At 61.3% G+C, this 14,324-nt stretch carries 10 protein-coding genes; 9 read left to right on the top strand and 1 reads right to left on the bottom strand.

Annotation, left to right across the window (positions count from 1 at the left end):
* From ACTHN9_RS07290 to tssF, 8 genes are all read left to right on the top strand, one after another.
* On the top strand, positions 1-1,849 hold a 1,849-nt coding region (locus ACTHN9_RS07290), incomplete at its 5' end, for a DUF2345 domain-containing protein (protein ID WP_440536090.1).
* Positions 1,850-1,875: 26 nt separating this feature from the next.
* Entirely contained in the window at positions 1,876-4,230 is a 2,355-nt protein-coding gene (locus ACTHN9_RS07285) for a T6SS effector phospholipase Tle3 domain-containing protein (RefSeq protein WP_440536089.1), read from the top strand.
* The gene (locus ACTHN9_RS07280; RefSeq protein WP_440536088.1) at positions 4,227-5,711 is read left to right on the top strand and encodes a virulence factor; all 1,485 of its coding nucleotides are present in this window, start codon (positions 4,227-4,229) and stop codon (positions 5,709-5,711) included. Before ACTHN9_RS07285 ends, ACTHN9_RS07280 begins: the two co-directional genes overlap by 4 nt.
* Positions 5,712-5,754: 43 nt before the next feature.
* The gene (locus ACTHN9_RS07275) at positions 5,755-7,071 is read left to right on the top strand and encodes a virulence factor (protein ID WP_440536087.1); all 1,317 of its coding nucleotides are present in this window, start codon (positions 5,755-5,757) and stop codon (positions 7,069-7,071) included.
* A 46-nt stretch (positions 7,072-7,117) separates the two neighbouring features.
* The gene (locus tag ACTHN9_RS07270; protein WP_440536086.1) at positions 7,118-8,464 is read left to right on the top strand and encodes a virulence factor; all 1,347 of its coding nucleotides are present in this window, start codon (positions 7,118-7,120) and stop codon (positions 8,462-8,464) included.
* 16 nt (positions 8,465-8,480) lie between these two features.
* On the top strand, positions 8,481-9,827 hold the full coding sequence (locus tag ACTHN9_RS07265; protein ID WP_440536085.1) for a virulence factor: 1,347 nt from the start codon (positions 8,481-8,483) through the stop codon (positions 9,825-9,827).
* A gap of 21 nt (positions 9,828-9,848) precedes the next feature.
* A complete protein-coding gene (locus tag ACTHN9_RS07260) occupies positions 9,849-10,112 on the top strand; it encodes a PAAR domain-containing protein (protein WP_440536084.1) in 264 nt (87 codons plus the stop codon).
* Positions 10,109-11,950, top strand: coding sequence for a type VI secretion system baseplate subunit TssF (gene tssF / locus ACTHN9_RS07255; protein ID WP_440536083.1), 1,842 nt, complete (start codon positions 10,109-10,111; stop codon positions 11,948-11,950). The genes ACTHN9_RS07260 and tssF overlap by 4 nt, the downstream gene beginning before the upstream one ends.
* A gap of 47 nt (positions 11,951-11,997) precedes the next feature.
* Here tssF and ACTHN9_RS07250 read toward each other — a convergent pair whose 3' ends face one another.
* Entirely contained in the window at positions 11,998-12,465 is a 468-nt protein-coding gene (locus ACTHN9_RS07250; protein WP_440536082.1) for a PaaI family thioesterase, read from the bottom strand.
* Between the two features lie 233 nt (positions 12,466-12,698).
* Between ACTHN9_RS07250 and ACTHN9_RS07245 the strand changes: the two genes are divergently transcribed.
* A complete protein-coding gene (locus ACTHN9_RS07245; protein WP_440536081.1) occupies positions 12,699-14,312 on the top strand; it encodes a methyl-accepting chemotaxis protein in 1,614 nt (537 codons plus the stop codon).
* Positions 14,313-14,324 lie beyond the last annotated feature (12 nt).

Below are 14,324 nucleotides of genomic sequence, written 5' to 3'. Positions count from 1 at the left end.
GCATCTCGCCGATTCGTGGGCGCATTACGATCAAATCGGCATGGCGCGCGTGAAGTCGCACGGTACGCGCGCGGCGCATGTCGATGGTGCGAGTGGGGTTCGAGATCTCGTAAGCGGCGAATGGATCGAGGTGGCGGGGCTGGCGGGAGAGCCGGGTTCGTCGGAGAACGACCGGCGTATTACGGTCACGCACTTGCACCACCGCGCCGAAAACAATTTGCCGAAGGACCTGCACCAGCGAGCGCAGGCGTTGTTCACGGCGAGCCGCTGGTCGTTCGATTCACCGCCGGTTTCGTTGGATACGCCCAGGCGCCCGACTGTCTTCGGCGATTCGACGCAAGTGCGATACGAGAACACATTCAGCGGCGTGCCGCGCTCGATGCCGCTCACGCCTGCCTACGATCCCCATGTCGATCTTCCGCGGGTTCATCCGATCATCGGCCTTGTGGTGACGCCCGATGGCGAGGAGGTGTTCTGCAACGAGTACGGACAGATCAAAGTCCAGTTGCAAGGGCTCAATGCGAAGGATCATGCGCACGCTAATGGCGCGGGGACAAGCGGTACGCAAAACGACAGCGCTTGGGTGCGTGTGATGACAGGGCTGGCCGGAGACAACTTCGGGGAGAACTGGCTGCCGCGCAAGGGCATGGAGGTGGTGCTCGATTTCCTATCGGGCGACCCCGACAAGATTTATGTGGCGGGCGTTTTTCACGGCGGGCGGCACATGCCGGCGGCGTTCACGAACACGGGGGCATTGCCCGGCAACCGCTATGTGTCCGGTGTGAAGACGCGGGAGGTGAAGGGCCAGCGGTACAACCAGATGCGTCTGGACGACACGCCGGGGCAGATCAGTGCGCAACTATCGAGCGCGCATGCTGCCACCGAGGTCAATCTCGGCTTTCTGACGCATCCGCGTACTAACGGTGTGGGCGAGGCGCGTGGGGAAGGGGCGGAAGTGCGCACGGACGCGGCCGCTTCGCTGCGTGCGGCGCAGGGCATCTTGCTGACGACTTATGCGCGGGCGCAGGCGAGCGGTAACCATTTGGATCGCGACGAACTCATTCAATTGCTCGGCGAATGTACCGAGTTGTTTAAATCGCTGGGCGACTACGCTGGGCAGCACGGTGGGCTCGCGATGGAAACGGCGGGGCAAAGCGCCGTGGCTGGTGCGCTCAAAGGTTGGCAGGCGCCCGGCGGCGAGCCGGTGATGGCGTTCGGTGCGCAGGCGGGGTCGGTGAATGTGACGCCGAAGACGCACGTGACCTATGCCGGTGGGAACATCGATCAGGTGGCGCAGCAGCACGTGCAGGTCACAAGCGGCCAGCGGATCAACCTTCAAGCGGGACATGGCGTGGCGATGTTCGCACAGGCCGATGACGTCACGGCCGTCGCGAACCAGGGCAAGGTGCTATTGCAGAGCCAGGCCAACGATACGCAAATCGATTCGGCGAAGAACATTCAGATGACGGCGGCGGGCGGCAAGCTCGCGGGCATGGCCAGCGATCAGGTGGTGTTCGTGACCTCGGGCGGGGCATATCTGAAGCTGCAAGGTGGCGATATCGAATTGGGGTGTCCGGGTAGCTTCACCGTGAAATCGGCGGGGCATACGTGGGGCGGGCCGGCGAGCATGAGTACCGATATGCCGAAGTTCGATCACGCGCCGTTGGGGCGGGTGCCGAAGCTGGTGCGTGCGTCGGATGGGCAGCCCGTGAAGGGCTTCGAGGGCGAAGTCCGTAAGGCTTCGGGGGAAGTGATCAAAGGGAAGACCGACGCCAACGGCGAGTTGCCGCCGCTCAAGGGCGATAAGTTCGAGTCGTTCGTCGTCAACTTCTTCAAAAAAAGCAGTTGAACTGAAAACGGGAAGATAAAGGGAACATGACCGATTCCTTTCTGGATCCATCGGCGCCGAACAGCGGTGCCACGACCGGTGCGGAAGCGCGAGGCACCCCGGTCGGCGGCGGACAGAGCACGACGCTGTTCAGCAATAGCCATTACGTCTGCCCGAAACAGATGCCGTTGCCCGGCGTCGTCATTTTTGTGCACGGCGTGAACTCCGAGGGAGAGTGGTTTACCGCGGCGGAGGAAGGTTTGTGCCGGGGGTTGAACCGACGGCTCGGGCGGCTCGACGACCAGATGATGTTCAAGGGCGTCGAAGGCGGGCAGATGCAGCCTGTGCAATATACGGAGGGTTTGACGCCGGATGGGTATCTGAATCCTAAGCTGCTGCCGGACACTTACGTCAAAGACGATCCGTCATTCTCGCCGGTCATCCACTTCCGTTGGGGCTATAAGGCCGGCAAGGACGAATTGAAGCAGTACGGCGCCAACGTTTTCCTGAATGAGCAGAATTATTGGGGCGGCGGTCCGTTTGCGAATGGGTGCGGAACGCTGGCGGACCTCTGGGCCAAGGGACTCGACGACCGCGCATTTGGTTTTTTGAGCGTACAGGCGTTGAACGGGACGGATCGTCTTATCTACGCGACGCCGCCACGTGCCTACATGGTTCTGGCCGCCTTGCGGCTTGCCAACCTAATTCGTTCGATCCGGGAGAAGCAGGCCGACGTGCCGATTACCGTGGTTTGCCATAGCCAGGGAAACATGGTCGGGATTGCCGCGGCGTTCTTTGGCCATAACATGAAGCCTGCGACCGACCCCGACAACAAGACGGGCGAATGTGTTGCCGATACCTATGTGCTGGCCAATGCGCCGTATAGCGTCGTCAAGAACAACTGGCTCGAAACTTGGACGCAGCGCGGGTACAGCGACCAAAACGGAGAGCACGGACGAGAAACGTTCAACTCTCGGATCAAGACCCTGGACAATTTTTTCCAGATCATCGGCAAACGGGCGGCCAACGAACCCACGCCCGACGCTGTCAATCTGGAGATGGAGAATAACCAGCCTTCGTCGAACGGTAAGCCGTATAAGGCGGAGACCGATCGCGAGGCCCATGGGCTGAAAGCTGACGGTCCGTATAACAAAACGTTCGGACGTGTGACGTTGTATTGCTGCCCACACGACCAGGTGATTTCGGCCAGCCCAGTCCAGGGGATCGGCTGGCGCGGAATGAGTGCGGACGAAATCAGCAACGCGAACGGGCAAGGCATTTTCACGCAGCGAGTGTTCGCGACGAACTGGGTCGTTGGCGATCCGTCTCTGAAGGCGTACAACTACTGGGACAACGACTGGCGGGCGCCGGTGAGGAAGAACGACGACGACTTCTTCTATCCAGCGTCAACGGTAGCGCAATACGGGTTGATGAGAGAAAGTCGTGGGAATCATACGCCGCTGGGGCTACTCGGCGCGGCTCTCGCTGCGCCCATACTCGAGGTTGTGCTATTGCTGATCAAGATGCAGGTTAATGCGTCACCGCCTAGACTGGGACCTAACAAGACATGGGAGGTGCCGTTGGAGGCGCCAGCGCTGGACGAGCCGTTTTCGCCGAAGACGATCAAGTACGGCAGCCCAATGAAGAAGATTACGTTGACGGGCCCTGATGGCAAGACGGTTGAGAGCGAGTTCAACGAGAGCTATGACGCGCCGTCTTCCGCACGCAATGCGAGTAAGAGTGCGGCCGAGAAAAACCCGAACGATCCATACGATTCATTCAACGGAGATCCGAACAAGCTGGGCAGCGGGGAAACCGTCGCGGCGACGGAGGCACAAGGTACCGAAGCCAGCGAGGCGGCACAGCGCTACGAGGATCACGCGGTTCTTCGGCAGGAGGCGCGCCGGGACGTGCAGTTGCACTGGAAGCCGGCTGACTGGGTAGCGGCCGATGGTACTGTGGTCGGCGAGGACAGCCCCGCGAATGCATCCGCCGATTACAGCGCTTGGCACAAGGACAGAATTTCCACGATCCTGCTCGGCGGGCAGCACAACAATCCGACGAATCACTCGATCACGATGACCAACTCGGAACACGCGGAGAAGGCGTTGGCCTACGACGTGGCGATCGGGGTATGTCATCTGTCGGCGCGTGACTGGAAGGCGTTGCGTATTGAAGCCGACTGGCGGATGTGGAACGGTATGGCTGATAGCAATCCGGCTAAGAAGTACGGACAGTACTTCAAGGATGGAGTGATGGGACAGGTTCCTGATAAGAAGGGCGTCAAGGCAGACCGACCATTGTACGAATGGGCGCACCGCGTCGAAGGAGCCAAAATGCCTGCAGGTATTGAAGATCACCGTGAGGGCCAGTTTTATCTAAAAGCGAGGGCGATCGCGTGAGCACGCTGCTTGAAACACGGCCGCGTCGGATGGCATTGGCGGTGGCTGCGATGATTCTGGGTGCCGTTGTCATGTGGATGCTAACGGAAAATGCGAGCCGGGCATTGCCCGACGGATGGACGTTTGGAGAGGTGATGAAACGATTGATCATGCTGCCGGCCCTACTGGCCTTAGCAGTGTTTCTGCTGTTGTCGGGGTTGGCCCCTGTACGTGCGCAGGCTGCTGTGCCGCGCAGTAGTTCATCGGCGGAGGGCGCGGCGTCCGCGACGGTCAAGCCGTTCGTTGCGCAGGTGGTAGGACTTGAATGGCTGAATCCACTACAGCGGCGCGACTATCCGACCGAGTGGCAAATCCTCTGGACGATGGGGCTTGTGAAGCCGAACCGCAACGATGACATGGTGCGGACCGACCCCAAGAGCTTCGCTACGCTCCAGTCGATCGGGGCACTTGCCTATGGTAACGATGGCGAGGAAACCTTTAAGGGTTACCACCACAAGTACATCGACACGATCTTCACGCTGTTCGGGGAACGATACGTGATGAACAAGAAATATTTCTACACGGTCGCGCCGGAGGACAAGCGGCAGTGGCGCGAGCTAGCTGGGATTCACCTCGAATATGCGATCCCAGCTGGCCGCCTCGATCCCCACGAGGCCCGGGAATACGTGCGCAACGAGATTAATAGCGAATTCTGCATCGGCAACTCTTCATTCAAGGATCTCTGGAGCAAGGACATCCCACCCGATGTGCGCGTGACACCTGGTGGTCCTAACGTGGGCTTCACATCGCTGAACGCGGCGCTCGACTACCTTCAGGCTAATCCACAGAAGAGCGTATGGGTGATGAGCTGGGATGCACCGAGTTTCCCGCCGAAGGACGGTCAAATCAACGAAAACATGGTGCTTCTGATCCTTGCCGGAGCGGACATGAAGACCGAACGCGCGCCGCTCGCATGGATCGGTCGGGCTGCGACGGGTAACGTGCACGACTATGAGGCGAAAGGCGGGACGACGCGCGCTGTTGAAGCATGGAAGGCAACGATCGCCGCTGCTGCGCAAAATGCCAACATACCGGTCACGGATCTGAGCTATGTGATCCACGACGCAGGCAAGGGAAGCGATGCCGCGTCGTCGCGCATTGGCACCCTGGGCCGCACGTTGACCGAGACGCTGCCGGAGTTCGACTTCCACAAGCAGACCTTCAACACACCGGGTCTGCTTGGCGAGATGGGCGCCGGCACGGCACTGACCGACGTGGTACTGGCGATCGGTCGCGCGAATCACTTGGGCGAGCATGTACTGGTAGCAGGTACGACGGACGCAGAGCATCCGATAGCGGTCGTGGTCACTCCGCCGCAGCAGATCGTGCCGATTGACCCCAACGCCGATTGGTTCCGGGCGCGCGGCGGGAACAATGCTTACCTGCCGTGGTGGGGCCGTCGCTACGACGAGAAATATCCGCAGCAAGGCTGGTCTTGGTAAACAAGGAACCGACGAAACGGCTGGTGACGCTGCAAAGGAACCGATGAAACGACTGGTGATGTTGCCGGCCCTGCTGGCCTTTGCAGTATTTCTGCTATTGACCGCGTGGGCGCCAGCGCGCGCGCAAGCGGCTACCCCTCGCGGGAGTGCATCGGCAGCGGCCGCGGCTCCCGGGACGGATAAGCCGTTCGTCGCGCAGGTCGTGGGACTTGAATGGCTGAATCCGCTACAGCGGCGCGACTATCCGACTGAATGGCAAATTCTCTGGACGATGGGGCTCGTCAAGCCGAACCATAACGACGACATGGTTCGCACTATGCCTGCAAAGTTTTCAACACTCCAATCGATCGGGGCATTGGTTAGTGGCGTTCGGGGCTCAGAGACGTTCGATGGTTATTACGAGAAGTATGTTGATTCGCTGTTGCTGCTGTTCGGGGACCGGTATGCAATGAACCCAAAATATTTCTACACGGTAGCCTCGCAGGACAAGCGGCAATGGCGTGAGCTGGCCGGCATCCGCGTCGAATTTGCTGTCCCAGCTGGTCGCCTTGGCCCTGCGGAATCGCACGACTATCTGCGCCAGAGGATCATCAGCGAATTCTGCATCGGCAACTCTTCGTTCAAGGATCTGTGGAGCAAGGACACTCCGCCAGACGTCAACGTGACGCCGGGCGGTCCCAATGCGGGTTTTACGTCACTAAACGCGGCGCTTGACTACCTTCAGGCTAACCCGCACAAGAGTGTGTGGGTGATGAACTGGGACGCGCCGAGCTTCCCGCCGAAGGATGGACAGCTTAACGAAAACATGGTGTTGCTGATCCTGGCCGGCGCGGAGATGAAGACCGAGCGCGCGCCGCTTGCATGGATCGGTCGGGCCGCGGCGGGCGACGTGCACGACTACGAGGCGAAAACCGGGACTACGCGAGCGGTTGAGGCGTGGAAGGCGACGATTGCGGCCGCTGCGCAAAATGCGAACGTATCGGTCACGGATCTCAACTATGTGATCCACGACGCAGGCAAGGGCAGCGACGTCGCGTCATCGCGGATTGGCACGCTGGGCCGCACGCTAACGGAGACGTTGCCGGAGTTCGATTTCCAGAAGCAGACCTTCGACACACCGGGACTGCTCGGCGAGATGGGCGCAGGCACAGCGCTGACCGATGTAGTGCTGGCGATCGGTCGCGCGAATCACCTCGGTGAGAAAGTGCTGGTGGCCGGCACGACGGACGCCGAGCATCCGGTAGCCGTCGTGGTCACTCCGCCGGAGCAGATCGTGCCGATTGACCCCAACGCCGATTGGTTCCGGGCGCGCGGCGAGAACAACGCTTACCTGCCGTGGTGGGGCCGTCGCTATGACTAGAAATACCCGCAGCAGGGTTGGTCTTGGTAACTAGCGAATCGAATTGATGAAACGACTGGTGATGCCGCCGGCCCTGCTGGCTTTTGCCGTGCTTCTGCTGTTGACAGCGTGTCCGCGTGAGCGTGCGCAGGCGGCTACAGCACGCGGGGCGGCATCGTCAGAAGCTGCGGCGCCCGCGTCGGGCAAGCCGTTTGTTGCGCAGGTGGTCGGACTTGAATGGCTGAATCCGCTACAGCGGCGCGACTACCCAACCGAATGGCAAATCCTCTGGACGCAGGGGCTCGTTAAGCCGAACCGTAACGATGACATGGTTCGGACGGACCCGAAGAGCTTCACGACGCTTCAGGCGGTCGCGGCAGTCTCAGACGGACGTAATGGTGCAGACACCTTCGAAAACTTTTTCAAGAAGTACGTCAAGCAGCTTATGCTGCTGTTCGGCGATCGGTATGTGATGAACCCGAAATACTTCTACACCGTAGCGGCGCAGGACAAAACACAGTGGCGCGAGCTGGCTGGCATCCGTGTCGAGTTTGCCATTCCCGCCGAGCGACTGGATCCTACGAGTGCGCGCGACTATCTGCTCGCCGCGATGATCCGCGAATTCTGCATCGGTAACTCGTCGTTCAAGGATCTGTGGAGCAAGGACACTCCGCCCGACGTTCATGTGACGCCTGGCGGTCCCAACGCCGGCTTTACCTCGCTGAACGCGGCACTCGACTACCTTCAGGCCAACCCAGCCAAGAGCGTATGGGTGATGAACTGGGACGCACCGAGTTACCCGCCGAAGGATAGCGAAATCAATGAAAACATGGTGGTGTTGTTCCTGGCCGGCCCGGACATGAAGACCGAGCGAGCCCCGCTCGCACGGATCGGTCGGTCGGCTACGAGCAACCTGCATGACTACGAAGCGAAGGCCGGAACGACGCGCGCGCTCGAAGCATGGAAGGCAACGATCGCCGCTGCTGCGCAAAATGCGAATGTACCGGTCACGGATCTGAACTATGTGATCCACGACGCAGGCAAGGGAAGCGATGCTGCGTGGTCGCGCATTGGCACCCTGGGCCGTACGTTGACGGAGACGCTGCCGGAGTTCGACTTCCACAAGCAGACCTTCAACACACCGGGTCTGCTTGGCGAGATGGGCGCGGGCACGGCACTGACCGACGTGGTATTGGCGATCGGTCGCGCGAATCACTTGGGCGAGCACGTGCTGGTAGCAGGCACGACGGACACCGAGCACCCGGTAGCGGTCGTGGTCACTCCGCCGCAGCAAGTCGTGCCGATCGATCACAACGCCGATTGGTTCCGGGCCCGCGGCGAGAACAACGCTTACCTGCCGTGGTGGGGCCGTCGCTATGACGAGAAATACCCGCAGCAAGGTTGGTCTTGGTAACTAACGAATCGAATTGATGAAACGACTGGTGATGCCGCCGGCCCTGCTGGCTTTTGCCGTGCTTCTGCTGTTGACGGCGTGTGCGCCGGAGCGTGCACAGCCGGCCACTCCTCGCGGGAGTGCATCGGCAGAAGCCGCAGCCCCCGCGACGAGCAAGCCGTTCGTCGCGCAGGTGGTGGGACTGGAATGGCTGAATCCGCTGCAGCGGCGCGACTATCCAACTGAGTGGCAAATTCTATGGACAATGGGGCTCGTTAAACCGAATCGCAACGACGATATGGTGCGCACGGATCCGAAGAGCTTTACGACGCTCCAGTCGGTAGCCGGAATTGCAAACGGAGTCAGGGGACAGGAAACTTTCAAAGGCTTCCATCACAAATATATTGACAAGATCTTTACGATTTTCGGCGAACGCTACGTGATGAACCAGAAGTACTTCTATACCGTAGCCTCGCAGGACAAAAGGCAGTGGCGCGAACTGGCTGGCATCCACCTCGAATACGCGATTCCAGCCGACCGCCTCGATACTACGGAAGCGCGAGAATACGTGCGGAAAGAGATCATTTCCGAGTTCAACATCGGCAACGTCTGGTCCAAGGACTTGTGGAGCAAGGACACCCCGCCCGACGTGCACGTGACACCCGGCGGTCCCAACGCAGGCTTCACGTCGCTGAACGCGGCGCTCGATTATCTGCAGGCAAACCCAGACAAAAGTGTATGGGTGATGAACTGGGATGCCCCGAGCTTTCCGCCGAAGGACGGCCAGATCAACGAAAACATGGTGCTGCTGTTCCTCGTCGGACCGAACTTTAAGACCGACCGCGCGCCGTTAGCCTGGATCGGACGGGCCGCGACGGGTAACATGCACGCCTACGAGGCGAAGGCAGGAACGACGCGCGCCGTCGAGGCATGGAAGGCAACGATTGCCGCTGCTGCGCAAAATGCGAACGTGCCGGTCACGGATCTGAACTACGTAATCCACGATGCAGGCAAGGGCAGCGACGCCGCATCGTCGCGGATCGGCTCGCTGGGCCGCACGCTGACCGAGATGCTGCCGGCGTTCGACTTCCAGAAGCAGACCTTCAACACGCCGGGGCTGCTCGGCGAGATGGGGGCGGGCACGGCGCTGACCGACGTAGTACTGGCGATCGGCCGCGCGAATCACTTCGGCGAGCACGTGCTGGTGGCAGGGACAACGGACGCCGAGCACCCGGTAGCAGTCGTGGTCACCCCGCCGCAGCAAGTCGTACCGATCGATCCCAACGCCGATTGGTTCCGGGCGCGCGGCGAGAACAACGCATACTTGCCATGGTGGGGCCGTCGTTTCGACGAAAAATACCCCCAGCAGGGCTGGTCTTGGTGATAAAAAAAGAGGGCAAGTGATATGAGAGGCATCATCCGAGTAGGCGACGCAACAAGCCACGGCGGCAAGGTCATCACCGGCGCCGACAAAAGCACGGTCATGGACCGCCCCGTCGCCCGGCAGGGCGACCAATGCACGTGCCCCATCGATGGCCATCAAAACTGCGTGATCGCCGAGGGCGATCCCGCCTTCATCGTCGCCGGTAAACCCGCAGCCTTCGACGGCCACAAAACCTCCTGCGGGGCGACACTGATTTCGAGCTTGTCCTCGTCGGGGCGCGCGTGAGCACAGCAGACGATCTCCTGCCCGAATACGAACGCGAACTGGCCAGACTGCGCCGCTCGCTCCACGAATTCGCGCGACGGCACCCGCGAGCCGCGGCACGCCTCGCCATTACCGGCGAGCATTCCGAGGATCCGCACGTCGAGCGGCTGCTCCAATCGGCCGCATTGCAGTTCGCTCGCGCCAGCGCGCGGATCGAGGATAACTACCCCGAGCTGCCCACCGCGCTTCTCGAGAATTTCCATCCCGCGTTTCTCCGTCCTTTTCCGTCGTGTTCGATCACGCAATTCGAAGGCGGCGACGGGCTCGCCAAGCTCACGGCGCCCTTTACGCTCCCGCGCGGCACGGAACTCAAGACGCGCACGGGCGAGTTTCCGTTCCTCACGGTGTATGACGTCGTCTTCGCGCCGTTGCGGATCGCCGACGCGCGCTATGCGCCCGCCACATCCGCGCCCACTAAGATCCGTCTGAAAGAAAACACGACAGGCATTCTGTCCATCACCTTCACCACGGCCGACGCAAAAGCGTTGTTCGATGCCAGCATGCCGAAGCACGTGCGCGTGTTCATCGACGGCGATCGTCGCACCGCGGCGTCGACGATCGATACGCTTTTGCTACGCGCCTCGACTGCATTTGTCGAAGCCGGCGAGAGCGGGGCTTGGATCGCATTGGATGCCGTACCGCTGTCGGCACCCGGTTTCGATCTCGACGAAGCCTTGATCGAACCACGCGATGAAATTCCCTCGCAGTTTCGAGTCTTGCTCGAATACTTTTCGTTCCCGCAAAAGTTCGATTTCGTCGATGTCGATCTTTCTGCGTTGACGCGTACCGCTGGCCCTTGCAGCCGGGTGACGTTGCATTTGCCGATTCTAGATGTCCATCGCGATTCCCGCCCCGGTCAACGTTTGCAAAGGCTGACCGCGGCCAACTTCAAGCTGTTCTGCACGCCCGTCATCAATTTGTTCCCCTCCGAGGCCGAGCCGATTGCCTTGGAAGGCACGCCGCTGCCGGTGTTTCCGATCGTCCCGGGCACATTGACCTCTGCCAAGACGTCGGTTTATCGCGTCGACGATGTGCGATTGATGCAAGACGGCGCGAAGGGGGCGCTCGTCAAACGGATCGAGCGTTACGAATCGCTCTTTCGTCACACGGCGCAGCAAGACTCCGCAGTGTTTTGGCTTGCGGAAAGAGATGGCCGGCTAGGGGAGTTTCTGCCGGGGCAAGACATGCTGCTCTCGCTCGTCGATTCCGCCGGACGGATTGTGGAAGCGACGGGCAAGCAAATCGACATGAGCCTGCATTGTACGAACGGCAGCTTGCCCGCGACCTTGAAAATCGGCGATGCGCAGGGCGATTTCTCCCACGCCGACGAGGCCCTCACCGGCCGTGCTTCGTTGTTGTTCACGCCGACGGAAAGCATCGCTCGATCATATGCACACAATGAGCTGTGGGACATGGTGGCCATGCTCTCGGCCGGGGCGCTGAATATTTGTCAAACCGGCTTGCCTGCGTTCAAGCAGCTTTTGGCGGCGCATGCGCCGTCCCGTTCGGCCGGCGCGCGGCATATCGAGGGCTTGAAGTCCCTGGCACGGGAATCCGCGCTCGAATGGATCGTGATGGAGCCGCAGCCGGCGCTCGTGCGCGGTTTGCGCATTCGGTTAGCGGTATCGGAAGCCATACTCGACGATTGCTCGGTGAGCGCGTTGGGCCGCGTGCTCGAGAGCCTTTTCGTGCACTACGCACCCGCGAACAGCTTTGTGCAACTCGCCGTGATGTCGGCCGAGAATTGGGCCGAATTGTTCAAAGGCCGTCCGCTGCCGGGTGCGGAATACTTGCTCTGAGTTTGGAGCGTCCAGCTGGCGCAAGCCGGGCGATTCTTGCGCGAGCCTCAAGCTCGCTCTTCGCCATGCGGCGCCGGCTCCGTGTGCGGCTGGGAAGCGTTGGGGCCGTCGCCGACCCGATTGATCGTCCCTTGCGCGAGCGCCACCAGCGTTTCCTTCTCGCCGTCGACGACATAAACGCGGCACTGGCAGATCGCGTGCCCGCGGCCCGCATAAATGAGTTCGGCGCGCGCGAGCAGCGTGCCGCGCACGGCCGGCCGCAAGTAATTGATCTTGTACTCGCCCGTCACTACGCGCGGCCCCAATGCCAGCGCACCGGCGAATGTCAGCGCGTTATCGGCCAGATAACTCGTGACCCCGCCATGCACGAAGCCCTGTTGCTGACGCAACTCGTCTCGGATCGGTAGCCTCAGCGTTACCTCGCGCTCGCCGATCTGCACGAGTTCCGTGCCGAGCAGCATGCTGAACGGTTGCGCGTGCAGCGCGCCGCGCGCGAGATCGAAGAAATCCGTCATGCCGTGCCCCTTCGGGGCAAGGCCCCGTGCCGTGTCGCGTTCCACTCTAGGAAGGCCGAGCCCATCGCGTCAAGCAAGCGAGTAGGCGTTTCCTTCATTAAAGACGATTGCCCGCGACCGCGTTGTTCCGTCGCACCGAGATTCGGCGTTAACCCTCAAGCAAACGTTAAAACTGCCGTAAACCCTAAGTAGTGCCGTATCGGCTTCCTTTCGTTTTTCTTTCGGATGTTTAGATGTTCAGCAAGATCAAGCTCGCTTCCGGCCTGTTAGTCGTGTTGGCCGCTTTCTGCCTGTTGCAGCTCGTGACGGGCGGGATCGGTTTCTGGTTCCTGACGAGCACGCACCAAGACGTGGGCGACCTCTCGAACGTTGCGCTTACCCAAGTCAACGCGGTCAACGAAACGACGCAGCACCTGATGGACGCCCGGATCAATCTGTCGCGCGCCGGGACCCGGATGGTCGGCGGCGGGGCGGAGCCCACCGAGATCGTTCAACATGCCCGCGATCAGCTCGCGCTGGCCGACAAGTCGTTCGCTCGGTTCACCGATGCGCCGAAGACGAGCGACGAGAACCGCGCCCACGCGCAAGCCTTGGCCGAGAAGTATCAGACGCTGCATGCGGCGCTCGGCGAACTCGCTCAGTATCTCGACGCGAACAACGTGAAGGCCTTCATGGATCAGCCGACCCAGTCGATGCAAGATGCCTTCCTGAACGAGCAGCACGCCTTCACGCAATTCGGCGATGCGCAAAGCCGCGCGTCGCTCGATTCGATCGATTCGCGCCTCACGATGTTCCAAGGCGTGAGCATCGCGATCCTCGCCGCGTTGCTCGCCGGTACGGCGGCCGTTTATGCGGCGCTCAAGCGCGGCGTCGTCGCGCCGTTGGAGGAAGCAGGGCGTCATTTCGAGCGCATCGCGCGCGGCAAGCTGGTCGAGCCGATCGCGTCGCGCGGGACGAACGAAATCGGCCGCCTCTTCGAGGGCCTGGCTCAGATGCAGGCCAGCGTGGCCCAAACGGTGAAGACCGTGCGCGATGCCGCCGACTCGATCCATACGGGTGCCGACGAAATTGCAACGGGCAATGCAGACCTTTCCGCTCGCACCGAAAATCAAGCGGCTTCGCTCGAGGAGACGGCGTCGAGCATGGAGGAGTTGACCGCCACCGTGCGTCAGAACGCCGAGCATGCGCGCGAAGCCCATGCGCTGGCCGACGACGCGCTGCGCTCGACATCCGAAGGCGCGGGTGTGGTCGATAGCGTGGTCGACAAGATGCGCGGGATTGCGCAAAGCTCCGACCGGATTGCCGAAATCATCAGTGTCATCGACGGCATCGCGTTTCAGACGAACATCCTGGCATTGAATGCGGCCGTCGAGGCGGCGCGCGCCGGCGAGCAGGGCCGCGGCTTTGCGGTCGTGGCCGGCGAGGTGCGTGGCTTGGCGCAGCGCAGTGCGCAGTCGGCCAAAGAAATCAAGGCACTGATCGGCGAATCCGTGGCGCAGATCGAAGGCGGCTCGGAACTCGTCGAGCGTGCCGGCGAGGCGATGCACAAGGTGTCGACGTCGATTTCGCGCGTCGCGCAAGTGATGTCGGAAATCAGCGCGTCGTCGCACGAGCAGAGCACGGGCATCGAGCAAGTCAACCAAGCCGTCGTGCAGATGGACCGCATGACGCAGCAAAACGCGGCGCTCGTCGAAGAGGCCGCGGCGGCCGCTTCCTCGCTGCACGATCAGACGCGTCAGCTCAAGGAAGCGGTGTCGGTGTTCGAGATTTCGTCGGCCGTGCTCGGCGACGCGCGCTTCGCAGCGGCGGCTCACGCCGCGGCGAGCGAGCCGATGCTCGCGTACTGATCGGATTGCCGA

This window comes from Trinickia sp., assembly GCF_051953405.1.
Lineage (GTDB): Bacteria > Pseudomonadota > Gammaproteobacteria > Burkholderiales > Burkholderiaceae > Trinickia.
Note: the sequence above shows the minus strand (reverse complement) of the source record. Positions and strands in the feature narration are given on the sequence as shown.

Coding starts and splice junctions, on each gene's coding strand:
- ACTHN9_RS07285 (WP_440536089.1), top strand. CDS start 1,876: ATGACCGATTCCTTTCTGGATCCATCGGCGCCGAACAGCGGTGCCACG.
- ACTHN9_RS07275 (WP_440536087.1), top strand. CDS start 5,755: ATGAAACGACTGGTGATGTTGCCGGCCCTGCTGGCCTTTGCAGTATTT.
- ACTHN9_RS07270 (WP_440536086.1), top strand. CDS start 7,118: ATGAAACGACTGGTGATGCCGCCGGCCCTGCTGGCTTTTGCCGTGCTT.
- ACTHN9_RS07265 (WP_440536085.1), top strand. CDS start 8,481: ATGAAACGACTGGTGATGCCGCCGGCCCTGCTGGCTTTTGCCGTGCTT.
- ACTHN9_RS07260 (WP_440536084.1), top strand. CDS start 9,849: ATGAGAGGCATCATCCGAGTAGGCGACGCAACAAGCCACGGCGGCAAG.
- ACTHN9_RS07250 (WP_440536082.1), bottom strand. CDS start 12,465: ATGACGGATTTCTTCGATCTCGCGCGCGGCGCGCTGCACGCGCAACCG.
- ACTHN9_RS07245 (WP_440536081.1), top strand. CDS start 12,699: ATGTTCAGCAAGATCAAGCTCGCTTCCGGCCTGTTAGTCGTGTTGGCC.